At 60.1% G+C, this 19,780-nt stretch carries 17 protein-coding genes; 2 read left to right on the top strand and 15 right to left on the bottom strand.

Annotated features, from left to right (window positions below; translation table 11 throughout):
• Window positions 1–4 precede the first annotated feature (4 nt).
• The 5 genes from O3S81_RS11860 to O3S81_RS11840 all read right to left on the bottom strand — a co-directional run bounded on the left by O3S81_RS11860 (window position 5) and on the right by O3S81_RS11840 (window position 4,171).
• On the bottom strand, window positions 5–1,246 hold the full coding sequence (locus O3S81_RS11860; protein ID WP_269343348.1) for an NAD(P)/FAD-dependent oxidoreductase: 1,242 nt from the start codon (window positions 1,244–1,246) through the stop codon (window positions 5–7).
• The gene (locus O3S81_RS11855; RefSeq protein WP_112637244.1) at window positions 1,246–1,968 is read right to left on the bottom strand and encodes an amino acid ABC transporter ATP-binding protein; all 723 of its coding nucleotides are present in this window, start codon (window positions 1,966–1,968) and stop codon (window positions 1,246–1,248) included. Before O3S81_RS11855 ends, O3S81_RS11860 begins: the two co-directional genes overlap by 1 nt.
• Window positions 1,961–2,614, bottom strand: a complete 654-nt coding sequence (locus O3S81_RS11850; RefSeq protein WP_269343343.1) for an amino acid ABC transporter permease — start codon at window positions 2,612–2,614, stop codon at window positions 1,961–1,963. Before O3S81_RS11850 ends, O3S81_RS11855 begins: the two co-directional genes overlap by 8 nt.
• A gap of 12 nt (window positions 2,615–2,626) precedes the next feature.
• Window positions 2,627–3,292 carry an amino acid ABC transporter permease gene (locus O3S81_RS11845; RefSeq protein WP_269343341.1) on the bottom strand — a complete coding sequence of 222 codons (666 nt, stop codon included), beginning with the start codon at window positions 3,290–3,292 and terminating at the stop codon, window positions 2,627–2,629.
• 72 nt (window positions 3,293–3,364) lie between these two features.
• A complete protein-coding gene (locus tag O3S81_RS11840; RefSeq protein ID WP_269343340.1) occupies window positions 3,365–4,171 on the bottom strand; it encodes an ABC transporter substrate-binding protein in 807 nt (268 codons plus the stop codon).
• 455 nt (window positions 4,172–4,626) lie between these two features.
• On the opposite strand from O3S81_RS11840, the gene O3S81_RS11835 reads away from it, so the two are divergent.
• Complete coding sequence (locus O3S81_RS11835) at window positions 4,627–5,664, top strand: Ldh family oxidoreductase (protein ID WP_269343338.1); 1,038 nt, start codon at window positions 4,627–4,629, stop codon at window positions 5,662–5,664.
• A gap of 283 nt (window positions 5,665–5,947) precedes the next feature.
• On the opposite strand, the gene O3S81_RS11830 is transcribed toward O3S81_RS11835, so the two are convergent.
• From O3S81_RS11830 to ftsZ, 3 genes are all read right to left on the bottom strand, one after another.
• Entirely contained in the window at window positions 5,948–6,913 is a 966-nt protein-coding gene (locus O3S81_RS11830; RefSeq protein WP_269343336.1) for a dihydrodipicolinate synthase family protein, read from the bottom strand.
• A 109-nt stretch (window positions 6,914–7,022) separates the two neighbouring features.
• The gene (locus O3S81_RS11825; RefSeq protein WP_269343335.1) at window positions 7,023–7,721 is read right to left on the bottom strand and encodes a GntR family transcriptional regulator; all 699 of its coding nucleotides are present in this window, start codon (window positions 7,719–7,721) and stop codon (window positions 7,023–7,025) included.
• Between the two features lie 287 nt (window positions 7,722–8,008).
• Entirely contained in the window at window positions 8,009–8,971 is a 963-nt protein-coding gene (gene ftsZ / locus O3S81_RS11820; RefSeq protein WP_003521714.1) for a cell division protein FtsZ, read from the bottom strand.
• A 378-nt stretch (window positions 8,972–9,349) separates the two neighbouring features.
• On the opposite strand from ftsZ, the gene O3S81_RS11815 reads away from it, so the two are divergent.
• Complete coding sequence (locus O3S81_RS11815) at window positions 9,350–9,793, top strand: response regulator (protein WP_269343331.1); 444 nt, start codon at window positions 9,350–9,352, stop codon at window positions 9,791–9,793.
• Between the two features lie 481 nt (window positions 9,794–10,274).
• Here the strand turns inward: O3S81_RS11815 and O3S81_RS11810 are convergent, their stop codons facing one another.
• The 7 genes from O3S81_RS11810 to O3S81_RS11780 form a co-directional block, all read right to left on the bottom strand.
• Entirely contained in the window at window positions 10,275–10,421 is a 147-nt protein-coding gene (locus tag O3S81_RS11810) for a DUF1127 domain-containing protein (RefSeq protein ID WP_065116857.1), read from the bottom strand.
• Window positions 10,422–10,639: 218 nt separating this feature from the next.
• The gene (locus tag O3S81_RS11805) at window positions 10,640–11,242 is read right to left on the bottom strand and encodes a hypothetical protein (RefSeq protein ID WP_269343329.1); all 603 of its coding nucleotides are present in this window, start codon (window positions 11,240–11,242) and stop codon (window positions 10,640–10,642) included.
• Between the two features lie 134 nt (window positions 11,243–11,376).
• Window positions 11,377–12,495 (bottom strand): ABC transporter permease, encoded by a 1,119-nt coding sequence (locus O3S81_RS11800; protein WP_269343328.1) that lies wholly within the window; start codon window positions 12,493–12,495, stop codon window positions 11,377–11,379.
• Window positions 12,492–15,269, bottom strand: coding sequence for a ribosome-associated ATPase/putative transporter RbbA (gene rbbA / locus O3S81_RS11795; protein WP_269343326.1), 2,778 nt, complete (start codon window positions 15,267–15,269; stop codon window positions 12,492–12,494). The genes O3S81_RS11800 and rbbA overlap by 4 nt, the downstream gene beginning before the upstream one ends.
• A gap of 11 nt (window positions 15,270–15,280) precedes the next feature.
• Complete coding sequence (locus O3S81_RS11790) at window positions 15,281–16,345, bottom strand: HlyD family secretion protein (RefSeq protein ID WP_269343324.1); 1,065 nt, start codon at window positions 16,343–16,345, stop codon at window positions 15,281–15,283.
• 364 nt (window positions 16,346–16,709) lie between these two features.
• A complete protein-coding gene (locus tag O3S81_RS11785; RefSeq protein WP_269343322.1) occupies window positions 16,710–18,083 on the bottom strand; it encodes an alpha-glucosidase/alpha-galactosidase in 1,374 nt (457 codons plus the stop codon).
• A gap of 22 nt (window positions 18,084–18,105) precedes the next feature.
• Window positions 18,106–19,773, bottom strand: a complete 1,668-nt coding sequence (locus O3S81_RS11780) for an ABC transporter ATP-binding protein (protein WP_269343320.1) — start codon at window positions 19,771–19,773, stop codon at window positions 18,106–18,108.
• Window positions 19,774–19,780 lie beyond the last annotated feature (7 nt).

Raw genomic sequence — 19,780 nt, 5'->3', positions numbered from 1 at the left:
TCCGTCAGAAACGTTGCGGCGAAAATGCCCTTGTATCGATGGCCGGCCTTTGTCCGGTCAGAAGATCGGCGACGATGCGGGCCGTGCCCGCCGATTGCGTCAGCCCCAGATGCCCGTGACCAAAAGCATAGACCACCCGCGCCGTGTGCCGCGCTTCGCCAATGGCCGGCAGGCTGTCCGGCAGCGATGGGCGGAAACCCATCCACTGTTTGCCGCCTTCGGTTTTCAGGCCCGGCAGGAAGGCTTTCGCCTTGGCCAGAAGCGCCTCGGAACGGGCGAAATTGGCCGGAAGCTCCAGTCCACCCAGCTCGACCGCTCCACCAACGCGGATGCCGGAGGAAAGCCGCGTGACAACGAAACCGTGTCCGCCAAAGGTCACCTGCGTACGCAGATCAAAAGCGGAAGAAGGCAATGTGGTATTATACCCCCGTTCCGTTTCCAGCGGAATTTTTTCCCCGAGCGACCGGGCGATGCGGTGCGAGAAGGCACCGGCCGCCAGCACCACCCTGCCGGCCTTGCGGGTGCGGCCATCGTGGCTCGCCACCTCGACGCCATCTTCCCGCGGCCTCAGCGATGCGACATCGAGGCATTCGATACGCCCGCCAATGGTGCGGAAATGATCGGCCAGCGCCTGCGTATAGAGCTTGGGATCGGCGATAGAATACCAGCCGGGCGTAAACGTGCCACAGGTGAAACGCGGCGCGATGCCGGGTTGTATCTCGGCCATCTCATCGGCATTGAGATGCCGGAACGCGATGCCGTGGCGTTCGCGCGCCTTCCAGCCGGGAAGAGAGCTTTCGAATTCCGCCTCGCTCTCATAAACCTGAAGGTTGCCCTCCTTGCGCAGCATGGCGATGGTATCGGTCTTTTTGAGGAACGGCTCCAGCTCGGCCTTCGACAGGTCCATCAGCGCCGTCTGGGCGGCGGTGGAATGCTCGACTTTCGATGCGGCGCAGGCCCGCCAGAAGCGGAACATCCACGGCGCGATCTTCAGCGCATAGGCCGGCGGCACGCTGAGCGGACCCAGCGGATCGAGCAGCCATTTTGGCGCTTTCCAGAGAATGCCGGGCGATGCGAGCGGCAGAATATCGGTGAAGGCGAAGGCGCCGGCATTGCCTGCCGAAGCGCCCGCCGCCGGTCCCTCGCGATCGATGACCGTGACCGAAAGACCGCGGCCCTGCGCGGCGATCGCTGCCGAGAGGCCGACAACGCCGGCCCCAATGACGATGACATCATGTGCAGGCATTACCGGACGCTCGCCAGGAATTTCTGCGTTTCGGGATGCTGTGGTGCGCCGAACAGCTGATCGGGCGTGCCGATTTCCGCCATCACGCCTTGGTGGAAGAAGGCGACACGGTTCGACACATCGCGGGCGAAGGCCATTTCGTGGGTGACGCAGATCATCGTCATGCCCTCATCCGCCAGCATCTTCAGCGTATCGAGCACTTCGCCGACCAGCATCGGGTCAAGTGCGGAGGTCACTTCATCGAACAGCATATATTCCGGCGACATGGCAAGCGCGCGGGCAATCGCCATGCGCTGCTGCTGACCGCCCGACATGCGGTTCGGATAGACCTTCAGCTTTTCGGCAAGACCGACATGGGTCAGTTGCTTCACCGCGATCTCCTCGGCCTTCTCCCTGGAGATACCGAGCACCTTGCGCGGCGCCAGCATGACGTTTTCGAGCACCGTCAGATGCGGAAAGGCGTTCCATTGCTGGAAGACGATGCCAACCTTGCGACGCAGCTTGTTGAGGTCGGTTGACTTGGCATGCACTTCCGTGCCGTCGATGACGATCTTGCCACTGTCGATCGGCTCCAGACCGTTGATGCAGGTCAGCAGCGTCGACTTGCCGGAACCGGAACCGCCGATGATGGTGACCACCTCGCCCTTGTTGACGGTGAGGTTGATCCCTTTCAGAACCTCCAGCGGGCCGAAGGATTTGCGGACGTTTTCGATCTCAATCATTGGGGGACCACCGTCTTTCGAGATACCCGCCGAAACGGGCGATGGGGAAGCTGATAAGGAAGTAGATGGCGCCGCAGATCATCAGGATGGTCAGCGGTTCCTGCAGGCGGGTGACGAGGATCTGCGAGGCGCGCAGAAGCTCGATGAGGCCGAGCCACAGAACGAGCGCGGAATCCTTCATCACACCCAGCGTCAGCCCGATCCACGAGGGCAGCGACACGCGGGTGGCAAGCGGCAGCACGATGTAGCGCATGTCCTGCGACCAGGTCATGCCGAGCGACCGGCAGGCGCGGCGGGTGTTGGAAGGCACCGCTTCAATGCCGCCACGTACGATCTCGGTGCAATAGGCCGCCGTATAAAGCGACAGAACCACGCAGGAGGTGGTGAACGGCGGCCAGCCGAGCTTGGCGATCGACTGGAAGGCATTACCGAGCACCAGCTGGATGAGCAGCGGCACGGAACGAAAAATGTCCAGAACGAAGGTCAGCGGCAGCGACCAGTAAGGGCCGAACTGGAAACGGATGATCCCGAAGATGATCCCCATGATGGTGCCTGCCGTGACAGCGACGGCGGTGACGGCAAGCGTCATGCCGGCACCCTTGGCCAGAAAGGCGAGATCACTCCAGGTGAGAGCGGTTTCAAACATGGCTCACCTCTCTCAGTAACGGAACAGGCGCGCGGCCAGCAATCGGGCGGCGAGCGTGACGATCTTGGCGATCACGTAATAGATGACCGCGGCGAGCGCGAAGAATTCGAAGGTTCGGAACGAGCGCGCATTGAGCGCCTGCGTGACCCCGGCGAGATCCGTATTCATGCCGACCGTGACACCGAGCGAGGTCATGAGGATCGCCCAGACCATCTGGTTGGTGGCCGGCAAAAAGGCGACGCGCAGCATCTGCGGCAGGATGATCAGCCGGAAGGTCTGCATCGAGGTCATGCCGAGCGAACGGCCCGACCGCGTCTGCGTATCCGGTATGGCTTTCAGCGCGCCACGGAAATTCTCCGCGAGATAACCGGCATTGTTGAACGCGATACCGACCAGAAGCGCGGTATAGGGGCTGAGATGAATGCCGAAATTGCCGAGCCCGAAATGGGCCATGTAAATCTGGAACAGCGCTGGCGTGTTGCGGGCGATCTCTACCCAGACGGAGGCGAAAGCGCCGAGAATGCGGTTGCCGGAAAGCCGGAACAGCGTCAGCACGATGGCGCAGGAAAGGCCGATCACCATCGACAGAATGGCGATCTGCAGCGTCACCACCGCACCGTCCAGAAGCTGCGGCAGAGCCTTCAGCGCCTGATTCCAGTGGAATGTATAGTTGAACATTAAGCGTCCCGCCTTTTCAGAAACGATCAACGGCGCGATTATTTTGACCGCGCCGTTTACGAAAAGTCCTGATTAGCGATAAACGCCGTTGACGGTGAGCGAGGGAACCTCGCCGCCAACCCACTTCTTATAGAGTTCGGCGTAACGGCCGGTGCGAACCTGCTGGTTGATGAAGAGGTTCAGGTAGTTGATGAAGCCGTATTCGTCGCGGTTGGTGAAGAGCGCGACATAATCGATGTCGTAGGGCGCCTTGCCGACCACCGAGATACCGGCGAACTTGCCGCCCTTGACGTTGGACTGCGCAACCGTGGAGGTGGAAACGGTGGCATCGATCTGGCCCTGGCTCAAGGCGAGGAACACGTCAGCCTGCGTCTGGTACGGGCGGAATTCGCCCACGCCCCATTCCTTGACCGACTTTTCGAGCGCGATGGCTTCGAAGGTGCCGGCGGTCGCACCAACCGTCTTGCCCTTCATGTCCTCGAAGGACTTGATGCCCGACTTGTCGTTGGCGGTAACGGCCATTTCGAAGGCGAAATAAGGCACGGTCATGCCGACGGTCTTGGCGCGTTCCAGCGTATCGGAGGTCGAGGCAACGCCGACATCAACGCGACCGGACATCAGCGCCGGAATACGCTCGGGGAACGGCGTTTCGACGATTTCAGCCGTGACGCCGAGCGCCTTGGCGAGATCGTTGCAATAGTCGACGTCAAAGCCGATCGGGTTGTTGGCGTCGTCACGCGCACCCATGGGCGGGAAGTCGAGCACGACGGCGCAACGCAGCGTACCGGACGAAATGATGTCGTCAAGCTTGTCGGCCTTGGCCGGGGTGATAGCGGAAGTGGCGGCCAAGAGGCCGGCGAAAATGACCGATTTTTTCATTCTTGATTTGCTCCCAGAATTGGTCTGCCCTTGAAGGCGAGGCCACTATTTCCCCATGACAACGATAAATCAATATAAAAATACAAGGAGTATACAAAAAGAATTTTTTGCGCGTGCGAAGAGATGAAGGTCGATGGACCAGTTTCGCAGCGGGTGCGAGGAGCCGACAGGCCATGCGGAAACATCCAACGCCTCCTCATTCCTGTGCTTGTTACAGGAACCTGGCCAGCCCAAGTCTTTGGGCTGAAAGGATTGTCTCAACAGGCAAACGCGTGTTGGCTGGATTCCTGTGACGAGCACAGGAATGAGGGTTCGTCTTGGGCGTCACGAGTTTGTGGCAGGCGATTTTTGATTTCAGCTTTCCGGGCGGCGCCTCGAAAAGACCCGTTGCAATAGCACCGCCTTTGTATACTTTATGTATTCAAAATGTGCGAGCCCGACATCGGAGGATTATGATGAGCGACACCACCACCTTGACCATTGACGGACTTTTGCAGCGGGTGGAGGCGATTTTCCGCCGGGCGGGGCTGAATGACGTGCAGTCGGGAGCGCTGGCACGCGTCATCATCGCCGGCGAGCGGGACGCCTGTAAATCGCATGGCATTTATCGCATCGAAGGGGCGCTTCGCACCGTCAAGGCCGGCAAGGTGAAGCCCGACGCCATACCGGAAGTGGCCGAAGACGACGGCACGGCCATCGTGAAGGTCAACGCCAGGGGCGGTTTCGCCAATCCTGCCTTCGAGCTTGGCCTGCCGGTTCTGGCAGAGCGCGCGAAACGCCTAGGCGTCGCCGCACTCGTCATCAATGACTGCACCCATTTTTCGGCTCTCTGGCCCGAGGTCGAGGGACTGACCTCGAGCGGACTCGCCGGGCTGGTGATGTGCCCAAGCTATTCCACCGTCGCACCGACCGGTGGAACCAGGCCGCTGCTCGGCACAAACCCCTTCGCCTTCGGCTGGCCGCGCAAGGGCACCTCGCCTTACGTCTTTGATTTCGCGACATCCGTTGCCGCCCGTGGCGAGATAGAACTGCACCGGCGCGCGGGAAAATCCTTGCCGGAAGGCTGGGCCGTGGATGCCGAGGGCAACCCGACCACTGACCCGGAGGCAGCCCTTGCCGGTGCAATGCTTCCCTTTGGCGGCCATAAGGGTTCGGCCATCGGCACCATGATCGAGCTTCTCGCCGGCATCATGATCGGCGATCTCACCAGCCCCGAAGTGCTGGACTATCTCGGCACCACCACACTTGCGCCCTTCCATGGTGAGTTGATTGTCGCATTCTCCCCCGAAGCCTTCGCCAAGGGGCGTCCGGGCGATCCCTTCCAGCGCGCGGAAGTGCTGTTCGACGCCATCATCGGCCAGGGCGCCCGCCTGCCCTCTGGCCGCCGCTTTGCGGCGCGTGCCAAATCCGAAAGCGAAGGCATCACGCTCACCGCCGCGGAAATGGCCGGGCTCGACCGGCTGCTGGAGAAGGGGCTGGACGCGGTCTCCTGACTGCTTTGGAGTGGACATAAAAAAGGCCCGCAAATGCGGGCCTTCTCGTAACGATAGAGTCGTTCGGTGATTTTTGTGACTCCATAGAATCCTCACTCCGTCACCCCGGGCTCGATCCGGGGTTCAGCACGATCAAGCCCTTGATCGCGAGAGAACTCTTTCACGGCGCAGACGCGCCGTGGCTGGATGCCGGATCTAGTCCGGCATGACGAAGGAGCGCAATCAAGCGTATAATACGCATAAGGCCCGCGATTGCGGGCCTTTGTTTTACTTCAGCAATTAATCAGGCAGCCTTGCAGGACTGCACCGCGCCCGGAAGCTTGCTCCAATCCGCATACCAGCTGTTGAACAGCTTGAACTGCGCCTCGACATAACCGCGCTGGCTGTCGCTCAGCACATCGGTTTCGTTGAAGTGCAGCGTGTATTCCTTGTCGCCCTTCAGCACCATCATGTGCTTGAAATAAAGAACCAGATCCGGGCCTTCATCGAAGGAGGAGAGAACGGCGAGCGCCTGCTCCAGCTCCAGCGCACGCGTGCGGGCATCCGCGTCACCCTTGGCGGCGGCCTGCGACAGCTTGCAGAGATGAATGACTTCCTTCGGCAGCACGTTGCCGATGCCGGTGATGGCGCCGGTTGCGCCGCAGTTGACGAAACCGTGGAAGACGGCGGTATCGACGCCGATCATCAGGGTCACTTCGTCATCACGGCTGGTGATGTTTTCAGCGGCATAACGCATATCGGCCGGGCCGCCGAATTCCTTGAAGCCGACGAGGTTCTTGTGCTCGGCGCGCAGCGCGAAGAAGAGATCGGCGCGGGTGGCGAAACCGTAATAGGGGCTGTTGTAGATGACAGCCGGGATTTCCGGTGCAGCCGAAAGAATGGCCTTGAAGTGGGCCTTCTGGGCGGCGATGACCGAACCACGCGACAGGACGCGCGGAATGACCATCAGGCCCTTGGCGCCAACCTTCTGTGCATGGGCAGCGTGCGCAACGGCAGAGGCCGTGTTGACCGCGCCGGTCCCGACGATGACCGGCACGCCGGCCTTCACCAGGCGCTCCACGCCTTCCATGCGCTGCTCGTCCGTCAGGAGCGGCCAGTCGCCCATGGAACCGCAATAAACGACGGCGGACATGCCATCGGCGATCAGTTCCTTGCCCTTGCGGACAAGCGCATCGAAATCAGGGGTGCGGTCTTCCTTGCACGGGGTCATCAATGCGGGGATCACGCCGGAAAAAATGCTGGCCGTCATTATTAGCTCCTAAGGCACATGGTTCTCAGGAATGGACGCAGCAATGCGCCACCCTTTCGACAAGGACATTACTATCTTGTATTTTATTTGTCGACAAGAAATCGACAAGCTACAGACTTATTTCCAGACGCTCGTTTCGCACCAGCAGTTTCTGCACCTGCCGCACGATCTGTTCGGCATGTTCGCGCGCCAGTTTTTCCGAAAGGGCGATATCGCGCGCGGCAATCGCCGCGATCATTTCCTCATGATCGTCGATGAAGCGCTTGGGCAGACGATCATCATAGGACTGGTAATAAAGCCTGAGGATACGCCGCCCCTCGTCCAGCAGGCGCTTGAACAGGCTAGTGAAATAGGGGTTGCGCCCGGCTTCGGCGATCGCAAGATGAAGGGCGGCGTTGGTGGAGATCATCGCCAATGCATTCTGCTCTTCCACCGCGACGGCGAATTCCGCATTATGCGCCCGAATACCGGCCAGATCTTCCGGACGGTGATATTGCGCGGCAAGTTGCGTGGTGACCCGGTACATCAGCACCAGCGCATCGAAATAGGTGTGCATGTTGAGGAAATCGATATTCGACACCATGGTCGATCGGTTCGGCAGCGTATCGATCAGCCCCTCGCCCGAAAGCCTGACCAGCGCCTCACGGATCGGCGTGCGCGACATCTTGAACCGTTCGGCAAGCTGCACCTCATCGATGGGGCTGCCCGGTGGCAACACCAGATCGAGAATCTCGTCGCGCAGCAAATCATAGACCATCTTCACGCCGGAGCCGCGCTTGCGCTCGGCAGAAGCAATTATATCCGTCATCACCAAATCCCTCTTGTCGACATAAAGAGTACTATTATATTTTTTCGTTATCAACGACGCGTTGCGACGCGCCTTCCCCGAATGGCGGAATAATTGTTCAAAAACAACAAAAAGCCGTCGCGGAAATTACCCGCGACGGCTTTTGATCGTTCGGTTTGTGGCGTGGGCGCTGTTTATAACGCATCGCCGCTCGAGGAGGCTCGATTTATCCGGAGAACGGAGAGCACGCCTCTTGTTTTTTCCCGCCAGGGGAGAAGGTCGCGGCAGCGCCGCGCCTCAAGCAGACATCAGTTGCGCAGGCCGGTGGCCACGACGGAAATCTTGAAGGCACCGTCGAGCGTCGGATCGAAGGAAGCGCCCATCACTACGTCGGTTTCTTCGCTCACCGCTTCGCGCACCAGCGTCATCGCTTCGTCGATTTCATAAAGCGTCAGGTCATTGCCACCCGAAATGGAGACGAGCGCGCCGCGCGCCTCCTTCAGCGAGGGTTCGCCGAGCAGCGGATTGGCGATGGCTGCGGCCGCCGCTTCCGAAGCGCGTTTTTCGCCCTTGGCCTGCGCCGTGCCCATCAGCGCACGTCCGCCGTTCTTCATGACATAACGCACATCGGCAAAATCGAGATTAACGAGGCCTTCGCGCAGGATGAGATCGGTGATGCAGCGCACGCCAAGTGACAGAACCTTGTCGGCCGTCTTCAGCGCGTTTTCGAAGGTGGTGCCGGCGTCCGCAATGCGCAGCAGGTTCTGGTTGGGAATGACGATGACGGTATCGGCGGTGTTCAGCAGGTTGGCGAAGCCATATTCGGCCGCCCGCATGCGCCGTGCACCTTCGAAGCTGAAGGGAAGCGTGACGACGCCGACGGTGAGGATGTTCTTCGCGCGGCAGGCCTCGGCAATGACGGGAGCCGCACCCGTGCCGGTGCCGCCGCCCATGCCGGCGGTGATGAAGCACATGTCGTAACCGCTTAAGTGATCCATGATTTCATCGAGGGAATCGATCGCCGCCTGACGGCCGACCTCGGGATCGGCGCCCGCGCCAAGACCGCCAGTCAGCTCGGAACTCAGTTGCACGAGCCGCGGCGCATTGGTTTTCTTCAGCGCCTGCGCATCCGTATTGGCGGCAATGAAATCCACCCCGCCAATGCCCTCGGCAATCATGTTGTTGATCGCATTGCCGCCACCGCCACCAACGCCGACGACGGCGATATTGGGCGTGTTGCGGGCAATGGTGGCGCGCGGAGACTGGGTCATCGTCTTATTCTCTTTCTAAACTCATAGGGTCCGGCGCCGTTTTTGACTGCGGCACGCGAATGATCGGCGGCGTTGCAGCACGTCCTTCCTGGCGCACGAAGGAGGCTTTAACGCGTTGAATTTCCATGAAGCCTTATCGACCGATTGCGGCCAAAAGACTTGTGCTCCAGCGGCGAAAGATGCGCTACGGCGACGTTCTCCCACCCTTCCCCCGGATGAAAACCAAACCGAATCAACTGCTTCGCTAGTGAATGGTGATAGCCGAAAAGGCGCACCGTTTACACTCCATTCACTATGTTTATCTCAGTTTGGAACGAGTTGCCCCGACAGGGGTTTGCCTGCCGACAGTGCAGCAGTGCACGAAATGGAGACAGGCACATGTTGGCAGACGTTTTGCAAAGCGAACCCGGTTTCCGCACGGAACAGCCGCGCGTGCTGATCGTGGAAGACGAGTTCCTCATCGCCATGGATATCGAGGATTCCATTTTGCAGGCGGAAGAAGAGGCCGATGTCATCGGCATCGCCAACCGGCTGGATGAGGCCGTGGCACTCGGCAGCCGTGCCGACATCGCCTTCGTCGACGTCAATCTTGCCGACGGTCAGACCGGCCCGGAGATCGGAAGGCGGCTTTCGGAAGACCATGGCGTCGTGGTGATCTTCATGACGGCGAACCCTGAAGTCGTCCTCAACCTCGGCATCGGCGCCGGCGTCATCGCCAAGCCCGTGCCGCAGGATGCAGTCGAGCAATGCCTGTCCTACGCGCTTGCCAAACGCGCCGGCACCCATGCCGTAACACCCATCGGCATGATGGCTTTCGACTGAGGGATTTCCTGAAAACGAAAAAACACCCGAAAACAAAAAAGCCTGCCGCGGGAGGAGGTGCGGCAGGCTTTCTGAAAAGATGAACAGCGATATGGGAGGAGGAAAACCGCTGTCCCCGGGGCAATCCTTTGGGAGGAGGAGTAGGATCGCCCGCATTACCAAAAGGATGTGGGAGGAGGTACATCCGTTTCGATGATTTGAGGATAGCATTTTTTTGCGCGTTTCACAGGCACAAGGTTGCAGCGCAGATATGCGCTCACTGCATGGCGATCTCCGCGATGGAAAATCCGGGCGAATATTCGCGGGAGCCCGGGTGTTCCCGGCACCGGGAGACGGCCAAATCTCTGCCCGCGACACGGCAAGGTTCCGCATGCGGTGAATGGCATCGTCGCACCGGCGAACGGCGGAACGGAAAGCTCCAAAAACAAAAACGCCCGCGGAGCGGGCGTTAAAGCATTCATAAGTGGCGATATCGCCTTGATTACTTGCCGATGGCGGCGCGGGCAACGCTGGTGATCTGGCTGCGATCGATACCGAGATCGTGCAGTTCACGGGTGCTCATGCGGCCCAGTTCGTTGATGGTCTGACGATATTTGCGCCAATTGTTGAAGCTGCGTGCTACGTTCATGACATGACCCTTTCTGAGGTTTAGGTGACGTCAGTAACGTTTTCGTTCCGGCGTCCTTTGATGCCCTCTATATGCGCTTTCTCATGCTCAATGAACAGGCAGAATAAGGCAATCCACCCATGCGCTGGATGCAAGGGTTCCCATTCACCTCTTCCCGGAAAATGACGGGTGGCTGAAAATTCAGCCACATGGCGGACGATCTGAGCGCCCCTCGCCTTTTAGAACTTGTAGCGGACGCCGAAGACGTTGGCGTTTGTCGCGCCCTTCATATTGCCCAATGTTTTGCCACCGCCGGAACGGTGGTGAAGGCGCCAGAAGAATTCCGTCGAGGAATCCTCGCTGAAGGAGACGTTGATCTCAGGCCCGAGGTAAAACAGGACGTTGGCGTTGCCGCCGTCCTTGATTTCCTGCTCGCGCTCGCGGCCCGGCTGTGCATCGGTCACCAGGCTGAGGCCAGCGGTAAAGCTCGGCGTGATGAACAGCCGCTCGCCGAGCCTGATCTGTTCATAACGCGCCACCGGGCCGGCCCATACTTCACCGGTGAAACCCTTGCCAAATCTGGCAGCGACGCCGATTTCGCCACCCAGTTTCACATTGCCGATGCGGTAGGGGTAAAACTGATAACCACCGCCCAGAATGGCGTTCCGTTCATATTCCACCGGAAAGAGGGCCGCGCTTTTCAGCATGTCCTCTTTGGTCAGCACGCCGCCGAAACCGAATATCGCTTCACTCGTCCGCGACGTCATATCTTCCGATGCGAGAGACGGTGTTGCCGCCAGTGCGATCATGGCCGTAAGCGACAGACGTGCTGCGATAGTCATTGTACTACTCCTGAACAAAGCCCTCTTTTACCCAGCCGTCTCATAGGCATATTCCCGGAAGGCGAACATACCGTTACCGTACACAATTAATTCAACTCGTTCGAAAATGACGGCAAACGGGTTTTTTCCGCGGTTCAGCGCAGGAACCGCCGGAAGCGACGAAGCGCAAAAATGAAGAGCGCCGAGCCGATGGCGAGCAGAGCCAGCAATTGCGGCCACACCACATCCAGTCCCGCGCCCCTGAAAAGCACCGATTGCGCCAGAATGACGAAATGGGTGTTGGGCGCCAGAAGCATGATGTACTGGATCGCATCCGGCATGCTTTCGCGCGGCGTCATGGCGCCGGAGAGCACCTGCAATGGCAGCAGGAACAGGATCAGCAACATGCCGAATTGCGGCATCGAGCCGGCCACCGTCGCCAGAAAAATGCCCATCGACGTCATGGCGAACAATTGCAGGGCGGTGCCGAGCAGGAAGAGCAGGAGCGAACCTTCGATTGGAACGGCCAGCAGCCCCCTGACGACGACGAACAGGGAAAAGGCCGAGGCCACCAGCACGACGAGCCCCATGGACCAGACCTTGCTGAGCATGATTTCCAGCGGTGTCACCGGCATGACCAGCAGATGCTCGACCGTGCCATGCTCGCGCTCGCGAATGAGCGCGGCACCCGTCAGCACGATCGACAGCATGGTGATGGCGGTGATGATGTTGTTGATCGAGCCGAACCAGGATTTGTCCAGCTCCGGATTGAAACGCGAGCGCAGGGTCAGGTCCACCGGCACCGAGGTCGCGCCGCGATAGCGGTTGATATATTCCTGGATTTCGCTCGTCACGATGGTCTGCACATAACCGCCGCCGCTGAAGGCCTGGCTCATGCGGGTCGCGTCGATATTGAGCTGAATGGCGGGCTGCTGCCCGGCCATCAGCCGGCGCTGGAAATCCGGGGGAATGTTGAGCGCGAACGTATCAAGGCCGGCATCCATGCGCTTGTCCATCTCGGCAATGGAAATCTGCTTCGGCGGCGCAAAATAGGGCGGGTAAAAAGCCGTGCTGATGCGGCTGGAAAGCGGCGACTGATCCTCGTCGACAATGGCGATGGCGGCATTGTTGAGCGTTTCCGGCAGAGCGCTGGAGCCAGTGTAGATCTGCAGCGTGAAGGCGTAGACGATGAGGACCAGCAACATGCCGTCGCGCGCAAGCCCGCGCAGTTCCTTGATGCCGAGCTGGAAGATGTTGGACGAAAACAACCTCATGACGCCTGCTTCCTCAAAAGTGCGGCACCGGCGATGAGGAGCAGCGGAACGGCGATGAGAAGCGGCAGGAAGGAACCGGAAAGCCCGGCGAAATCCAGCCCCTTGGAAAAGGTCCCGCGGGAAATCGTCATGAAATAGGTGGCGGGATAGATGTTTCCGATAACGGCCCCCGCGCCCTGCAACGACGAGACGGGATCGATCATGCCCGAATATTGCGTCGCCGGAATGAGCGTCAGCAAGGCGGTGCCGAAGATCGCCGCGATCTGGCTCTTCATGAAGGATGACATCACGAGACCGATCGAGGTGGCGATGATGACAAAGAGCAGCGCTCCCGTTGCGTAAGCAAGATAGCTGCCGGTGAACGGCACCCGGAAAATGAAGATCGCGAATGCCGTCAACAGCAGGAAATTGAGCATGCCGAGGGCGACATAAGGAAGCTGCTTGCCAATCAGGAACTCCAGCCGCGTGGTCGGCGTCACGTACAGATTGACGATGGAGCCGAGTTCCTTTTCCCGGACGACGCTGAGTGCCGCCAGCATCGCCGGAATGAGCATCAGCAACAGCGGAATGACCGCCGGCACCATCGCGACAAGGCTTTTGACATCGGGATTGTAACGATAGCGCGTCTCGATGCTGAAGCTGCTCTGCGTCGCGGCGCTGCCGTAAATCTCAGCCGCCTTGCGCGCCAGCCATGTCTGGTGCATGCCCTGCACGTAACCACGCACGGTCTCGGCCCGCTGCGGCATGGCACCATCGATCCAGGCGCCCACCTCCACCGTCTTGCCGCGCAGCACATCGCGACCGAAACCGGGGGGAATTTCAATGGCAAGGCTCAGTTCGCCATCGCGCATGCGCCGGTCCATATCGGCATAATCGCGGATCGGTTCTTTCTCGATAAAATAACGGGAACCGGTTATGTCGAGCACATAATCGCGGCTGATGGTGGAATCGTCGCGGTCCAGCACTGCGAAGGTCAGATCCTCGACATCGAGATTGATGCCGTATCCGATCACGAACATCAGGATGACACTGCCGAGCACCGCCAGCGTGCCGCGAATGGGATCACGCTGCAACTCCAGCGCCTCGCGGCGCGTATAGCTGAACATGCGCCGGACATCGAAGAACCGTTTGCGGGCGGGCGCGGCGTGCTGCGCCGCCGGCACGTTTGCTGTCGCGGCAGGCGCTTCCGCCGGCCCTGATTTCGTCACGCCGGATGCATCTTCGAGATAGGCAACAAAGGCCTCCTCCAGCGTTGCGGCGTTCCGGCCCCTGGTGATCGCATCTGGCGTATCGCTGATCAGCACCTTGCCGGCATGCATCAGCGAAATCCGGTCGCAACGCTCCGCCTCATTCATGAAATGGGTGGAGATGAAGATGGTGACATTGTCGTTGCGGGAGAGATCGGCGAGAATCTGCCAAAATCCATCGCGCGCCACCGGATCGACACCGGAGGTCGGTTCGTCAAGGATGAGAATATCCGGCGAATGGATCATCGCCACCGCCAGCGACAGCCTCTGTCGGATGCCGAGCGGCAGGTCGTCCGGCAGCGTCTCCATGACCGCGCCGAGATCGAAACGCTCCGCCATCTCGGCGATACGCGGCTGGATTTTTTCTTCCGGCAGCTTGAACAGCCGCGCGTGAAGATCAAGGTTCTGGCGCACCGTCAGCTCGGAATAGAGCGAGAAAGCCTGGCTCATGTAACCGACCCGGTGGCGGATGGCCATGTCGCTCGCATCCACCTTGTGGCTGAAGAGCTTCGCCTCGCCTTCGCTGGCGGCCAGAAGCCCGGTCAGCATCTTCATGGTGGTGGATTTTCCGCAGCCGTTCGAGCCGAGAAAGCCGAAAATCTCGCCACGCGGAATCTTGAAACTGACATTGTCGACGGCGGTGAAATCGCCGAAGCGCATGCTGAGATGCGACGCTTCGATGGCATAGTCGCTCTCGCCGGTCACCTTGCGCGGCGCGATATGCACCTCCCGGTAGCCCTTGCGCTTTTCTTCCGGCAGAAGCGCGATGAAAGCTGCATCGAGATTGGCTGCCGAGGTGCGCTCCAGCAGTTCGGCGGGCGAGCCGGTGGCGAGGATTTTGCCGCCATCCATGGCGACCAGCCAGTCGAAACCGGCGGCCTCTTCCATATAGGCCGTCGCGACGATGACGCTCATGCCGGGGCGACCGGCGCGGATGGAATCGATCAGCTCCCAGAATTGCCGGCGCGACAGCGGATCGACGCCTGTGGTCGGCTCATCGAGAATGAGCAGGTCCGGATCGTGAATCAGCGCGCAGCAGAGCCCGAGCTTCTGCTTCATGCCGCCGGAAAGTTTCATGGCCGGGCGGTCGGCGAAAGGTTCGAGACCTGTGCTCTTCAGCAATTCGGCGATACGCGCCCGCCGCTCTCCGCCGTCCTGCCCGAACAGCCTGCCGAAAAAGTCGATATTCTCGAAGACGGACAAGGTGGGATAAAGGTTCTTGCCAAGCCCCTGCGGCATGTAGGCGATGCGCGGGCACGTATCCTCACGGTGGCGCGCATCGGACATATCGCCGCAGAGAACTTCCACCCTGCCCTTCTGGATGGCGCGGGCGCCGGAGATCAGCGACAGCAGGCTGGATTTGCCGACGCCATCCGGGCCGATAAGCCCGATCATTCGCCCCGAGGGAATATCAACCGATATGTCGGCCAAAGCCACCGTGCTGCCAAATGACAGCCGCACGTCGGCCAGGCGCGCGACCGGCGCGTTCTGATCGTTTCCGGTGCTCGTCGCAGAAGGCGTGACCATGGCGGCCACCGTCACTTCACGAGATTACGGTCGAGATTTTCCGGCCAGACGGCCTCGGGATCAAGCCGAACATAGGCCATGCCCGGCAGACCGGTTTTGACATATTGAATATATTTCTGCAGCAGTTCCTGCGGGATCTGCGCCCGCACCCGGAAGGTCAGCTTCTGGCGCTCTTCCTCGGTTTCGACCGTCTTGGGCGTAAACTGCGCGACATCCGCCACGAAGGAGACCTTGGCCGGAATGGTATATTGCGGCGCGGCATCCAGTATCAGGCGAACATCGGACCCCATGGATGTGCGGCCGGCCTCGGCCGTCGGCAGGAAGAACGTCATGTAGACATCGCCGAGATCAACGAGGTTCAGAACCCGTCCGCCGGCAGAGAGCACCTCTCCGGGCTGGGCGATGCGATATTGCACCCGGCCATCGCGCGGCGATTTCAGCGTCGCATCGGCAATATCCGTTTCGATGCTTTCGATATCGGCCTGCGCGGCATCGACCGCCGCTTCGGCGTCGACGATCTGCGCCCGGGCGGCATTGATTGCGGCATCCGAGGCGGCGAGCGAGGCTTCGGCGGAAGCGAGCGTCGCGCGGGCGGATTGTTCGGCCGCTTCGCTGTCATCGACGATCTGCTGCGATACGACATTGCCGGTCAGCAGCTGTTTCGAGCGCGTATAGGTCTTGGAGGCGGAATCAAGCTGGGCCTTGCGCTGTTCCACCACTGCGAGAGCGGATGTTTTCTCCGCCTCCCGCTGGGCAACGAGGCTGTTGGCGGTATCGATCGCTATTTTCGCGCGGCGAAGCTGTGCCTGCGCCTGACGCCTCTTGGCTTCCAGCTGGGCGGTGTCCATCTGCGCAAGCACCTGCCCGGCCTTCACGAAATCGCCTTCGCGCACCATGATGTCCTGAAGACGGCCGGCGGTCTTCGTAGAAATATCGATCTCGACCGCCTCGATCCGGCCGTTGCTGGCCGCGAAACCGGCGGGCAACCCCTCTGCCGTGAACTTCGACCAGACGAAATAAGCGGCAATGGCAAGCACCAAAACCACCAGACCAATGAGCAAGCCTTTTCTGGACATCCGTCTTCCCCATGAACCCTTCGAGTTTCAACCGTAATACGATGAAACCGAAGAAGCCAGCCACCTTTACGTTCATAATTCGCACCTGATATTTCCCCTGTCCAAGGGAGAAAGACCGGTTGCCGTGGCTGTTTAGGTGAGGGTGCGGTTTGCGGCTTTGACACACGTCAATTGGACGAAGAACTAAAACCCTTTCGTCATGCTCGGGCCTGTCCCGAGCATCTGCCAGCCGTCAGTTTTTTGTAATGTGATTGGATCCTCGGGACGAGCCCGAGGATGACGTTAAATCTATAACGGAAGGCCAACCGGCGAACGCCACACGGGTGCCGTGCGCCAGCCTGCCATCAACGCAGCCCCTGCGTTCTTACACCGCCCGCGCCCGCTTCACCTCGGCTTGTGTCCACTCCGGCAACCAGTCGCGATGGGCCACGAGAAGGTCGTCCACCAGCGACCATATCTGGTCGAGATCCAGTTCCGCCGCCGTGTGAGGGTCCATCATCGCCGCGTGGAAGATGTGGTCGCGGTTTTCGGTGATCAGCGCCCGCACCGTCAGCTCCTGAACATTGATGTTGGTGCGCATCAGGGCGGTGAGCTGCGGCGGCAATTCGCCGATGAAGGTGGGCTGCACGCCATTATGGTCGACAAGGCACGGCACTTCCGCCGCGCAATCGGATGGCAGCGAGGTGATGCAGCCATTGTTGCGCTGGTTGCCGTAGATGACGGAGGGTTCGCCGGTCCAGACCGAATTGATGATGGAAGAGGCATATTCCTTGGACGGCTTGACCTCGATCTTGTCAGCGGAACGATAGGCAGCCGCCTGTCCCTTCCAGCGCTCGATCTGTTCAATGCAGCGCTTGGGATATTCATCAAGCGGAATGCCGAATTTCTCGATCAGGTCTTCGCGGCCTTCCTTGATGAAATAGGGCGTATATTCGGCGAAATGCTCCGAGCTTTCGGTGACGAAATAACCGAGCCGCGTCAGCATCTCGTAGCGAACCTTGTTGGGGCAGCGCGGGTTCCAGCCAGGTTTTGGCGCACGGCCTTCGCGGTAGCCGCGCACGAGATCGGGATAAAGATTCCTGTAGCTGCCGTCGGGCTGGCGGTGTTCGAACTCCAGGAAAAACGCCATGTGGTTGATGCCCGCCGAACGATAGCGGATTTCCTCGTAGGGAATATCGAGATCGTGGGCGAGTTCCATCGCCGTGCCCTGCACGGAATGGCAAAGGCCCACCTGCCGGATCGTCGGGAATTTCTCGGCAATGGCCCAGGTGTTGATCGCCATGGGGTTCACATATTGCAACATGATGGCGTTGGGGCAGACGGCCAGCATGTCCTCGCAGATCTTCCACAGGTGCGGAACGGTGCGAAGACCGCGCATGATGCCGCCGACGCCGAGCGTGTCGGCGATGGTCTGGCGCAGGCCATATTTGCGCGGCACCTCGAAATCGGTGACCGTGCAGGGCTCGTAACCGCCGATCTGGAAGGCGACGACGACGAAATCGGCACCGGCAAGGGCCTTCTTCTGGTCGGTATAGGTCTCGGCCTTCGCCTTAGCCCCCAATGTCGAAATCAGCTTGTTGACGACGATGGCGCTTTCTTCCAGCCTTTCGCGGTTGATGTCCATCAGCGCGATGGTGGCACCGGACAGGGCCGGACGCTGCAGCACGTCGCCGATGATGTTCTTCATGAAAACAGTGGAGCCTGCGCCGATAAATGTGATCTTGGGATCTCTTGCCATGTCTACCTCCGGTATTGGGAATTCAAGCGATTTCGAAGGCGGCTCGTACAAGCCGCTGAGTATATTCTGTTTTCGGGTTGGTCAGCACGTCCTCGACGGGCCCTTCCTCGACGATCCTGCCGCCTTGCATGACGATGACGCGGTGGCAGAGCGCGCGGACCACCTTCAGGTCGTGCGAGATGAACAGGTAGCTCAGGCCACGCTCATCCTGCAGCTTGCGCAGGAGATCAATGATCTGTGCCTGTACGGAAAGATCGAGCGCCGAGGTTGGTTCATCGAGCAGGATAAACTCCGGCTCCAGCGCCACGGCGCGCGCAATGGCGATGCGCTGGCGCTGGCCGCCGGAAAATTCGTGCGGGAACCGCGAGAGGATGTTGCCGGGCATGCCCGCCGCCTCCAGCGCATCACGCACCCGGTCCAGCCTTTCGGCTTTTGTTTTGCCAAGACCGTTGATGATGAGGCCTTCCTCGATGATCTGGCCGACGGTCATGCGCGGATTGAGCGAGGCGAAGGGGTCCTGAAAGACGATCTGCATGCGCGAACGCAAGGGCCGCATTTCGGCGCGGGAGCGGCCATCGACCCTCTCGCCATCAAAGATCACCTCGCCACCCACCGGCTCGTTCAGCCGCAACAGCGATTGGCCGAAGGTGGTCTTGCCGGAACCGGATTCACCGACGAGCCCCAGCGTCTCGTGCCGCTTCAGAGTGAGGCCGAGGCTGTCGACAGCGATCAGCTCTTTCAGTTCCGGTTTGAACAGTCCGCCGTAACGCATCATGAAGGACACGCGCACGCCGCTTGCCGTCAGCAGCACGCCGGAATTTTCCGGCAGCGGGTTCGCAGTACCATGCGGTTCGGAGCCGAGCAGCCTTTTCGTATAGGGGTGCTGCGGCGCTTCGAAGAGCTTTTCCGTGGTGTTGTGCTCACGCATCTCGCCATGCTGCATGACATAGACGTAATCGGAAAACTGCTTCACGATCGTCAGGTCATGGGTGATGAGAACCACGGCCATGCCGCGTTTCTTCTGCAGGTCGCGGATGAGATTGAGGATCTGCGCCTGCACCGTCACATCGAGCGCGGTGGTGGGTTCGTCGGCAATCAGCACGTCCGGATCGTTGGAGAGCGCCATGGCGATCATCACACGCTGCCGCTGGCCGCCGGAAAGCTGGTGCGGATATTGTTTGAGCCGCGCTTCCGGTTCCGGTATCTGCACCTGCCGCAGAAGATCGAGCGCCCTCGCCTCGGCCTCTTTCCGGCTGAGTTTCGAATGAACGCGGATAGCCTCGACGATCTGGCTGCCGATCGTATAGATCGGGTTCAGCGAACTCATCGGCTCCTGAAAGATCATCGAGATGCGGTTACCGCGCAGCGCGCGGCGCTGGCGGCTCGAAAACTTCAATATGTCATCGCCGTTAAACCGCACGGTCGCGGATTTCGAGACGGAAGCCCGCTTCGTCAGAAGGCCCATCACCGTGCGGGCCGTGACCGATTTTCCCGAACCGGATTCGCCGACGATAGCGATCGTCTCTCCGCGATAGAGTTGGAAGGAGATGTCCTTCACCGCCTCCACCGTGCCGTGTTCCACCTTGAACGTCACGGCAATGTTGCGGGCATCGATGATGGCGTTATCCTGACGGTCATCGGCATCGAAGCGGATGGCGGGGGCGTAGGCGTTGTTTTGGGCAGCTACCATTTTACGC

It is taken from the genome of Agrobacterium sp. SOY23, from assembly GCF_027212525.1.
GTDB lineage: Bacteria > Pseudomonadota > Alphaproteobacteria > Rhizobiales > Rhizobiaceae > Agrobacterium > Agrobacterium tumefaciens_I.
Note: the sequence above shows the minus strand (reverse complement) of the source record. Positions and strands in the feature narration are given on the sequence as shown.

What these genes read in the sequence shown, in the direction of transcription:
- O3S81_RS11855 (WP_112637244.1), bottom strand. Translation starts at nt 1,968, where the DNA reads ATGATTGAGATCGAAAACGTCCGCAAATCCTTCGGCCCGCTGGAGGTT.
- O3S81_RS11785 (WP_269343322.1), bottom strand. Translation starts at nt 18,083, where the DNA reads ATGGCAAGAGATCCCAAGATCACATTTATCGGCGCAGGCTCCACTGTT.
- rbbA (WP_269343326.1), bottom strand. Translation starts at nt 15,269, where the DNA reads ATGGTCACGCCTTCTGCGACGAGCACCGGAAACGATCAGAACGCGCCG.
- O3S81_RS11835 (WP_269343338.1), top strand. Translation starts at nt 4,627, where the DNA reads ATGAGCGACACCACCACCTTGACCATTGACGGACTTTTGCAGCGGGTG.
- O3S81_RS11860 (WP_269343348.1), bottom strand. Translation starts at nt 1,246, where the DNA reads ATGCCTGCACATGATGTCATCGTCATTGGGGCCGGCGTTGTCGGCCTC.
- O3S81_RS11850 (WP_269343343.1), bottom strand. Translation starts at nt 2,614, where the DNA reads ATGTTTGAAACCGCTCTCACCTGGAGTGATCTCGCCTTTCTGGCCAAG.
- O3S81_RS11805 (WP_269343329.1), bottom strand. Translation starts at nt 11,242, where the DNA reads ATGACTATCGCAGCACGTCTGTCGCTTACGGCCATGATCGCACTGGCG.
- O3S81_RS11815 (WP_269343331.1), top strand. Translation starts at nt 9,350, where the DNA reads ATGTTGGCAGACGTTTTGCAAAGCGAACCCGGTTTCCGCACGGAACAG.
- ftsZ (WP_003521714.1), bottom strand. Translation starts at nt 8,971, where the DNA reads ATGACCCAGTCTCCGCGCGCCACCATTGCCCGCAACACGCCCAATATC.
- O3S81_RS11780 (WP_269343320.1), bottom strand. Translation starts at nt 19,773, where the DNA reads ATGGTAGCTGCCCAAAACAACGCCTACGCCCCCGCCATCCGCTTCGAT.
- O3S81_RS11825 (WP_269343335.1), bottom strand. Translation starts at nt 7,721, where the DNA reads ATGACGGATATAATTGCTTCTGCCGAGCGCAAGCGCGGCTCCGGCGTG.
- O3S81_RS11800 (WP_269343328.1), bottom strand. Translation starts at nt 12,495, where the DNA reads ATGAGGTTGTTTTCGTCCAACATCTTCCAGCTCGGCATCAAGGAACTG.
- O3S81_RS11840 (WP_269343340.1), bottom strand. Translation starts at nt 4,171, where the DNA reads ATGAAAAAATCGGTCATTTTCGCCGGCCTCTTGGCCGCCACTTCCGCT.
- O3S81_RS11790 (WP_269343324.1), bottom strand. Translation starts at nt 16,345, where the DNA reads ATGTCCAGAAAAGGCTTGCTCATTGGTCTGGTGGTTTTGGTGCTTGCC.
- O3S81_RS11830 (WP_269343336.1), bottom strand. Translation starts at nt 6,913, where the DNA reads ATGACGGCCAGCATTTTTTCCGGCGTGATCCCCGCATTGATGACCCCG.
- O3S81_RS11845 (WP_269343341.1), bottom strand. Translation starts at nt 3,292, where the DNA reads ATGTTCAACTATACATTCCACTGGAATCAGGCGCTGAAGGCTCTGCCG.
- O3S81_RS11810 (WP_065116857.1), bottom strand. Translation starts at nt 10,421, where the DNA reads ATGAACGTAGCACGCAGCTTCAACAATTGGCGCAAATATCGTCAGACC.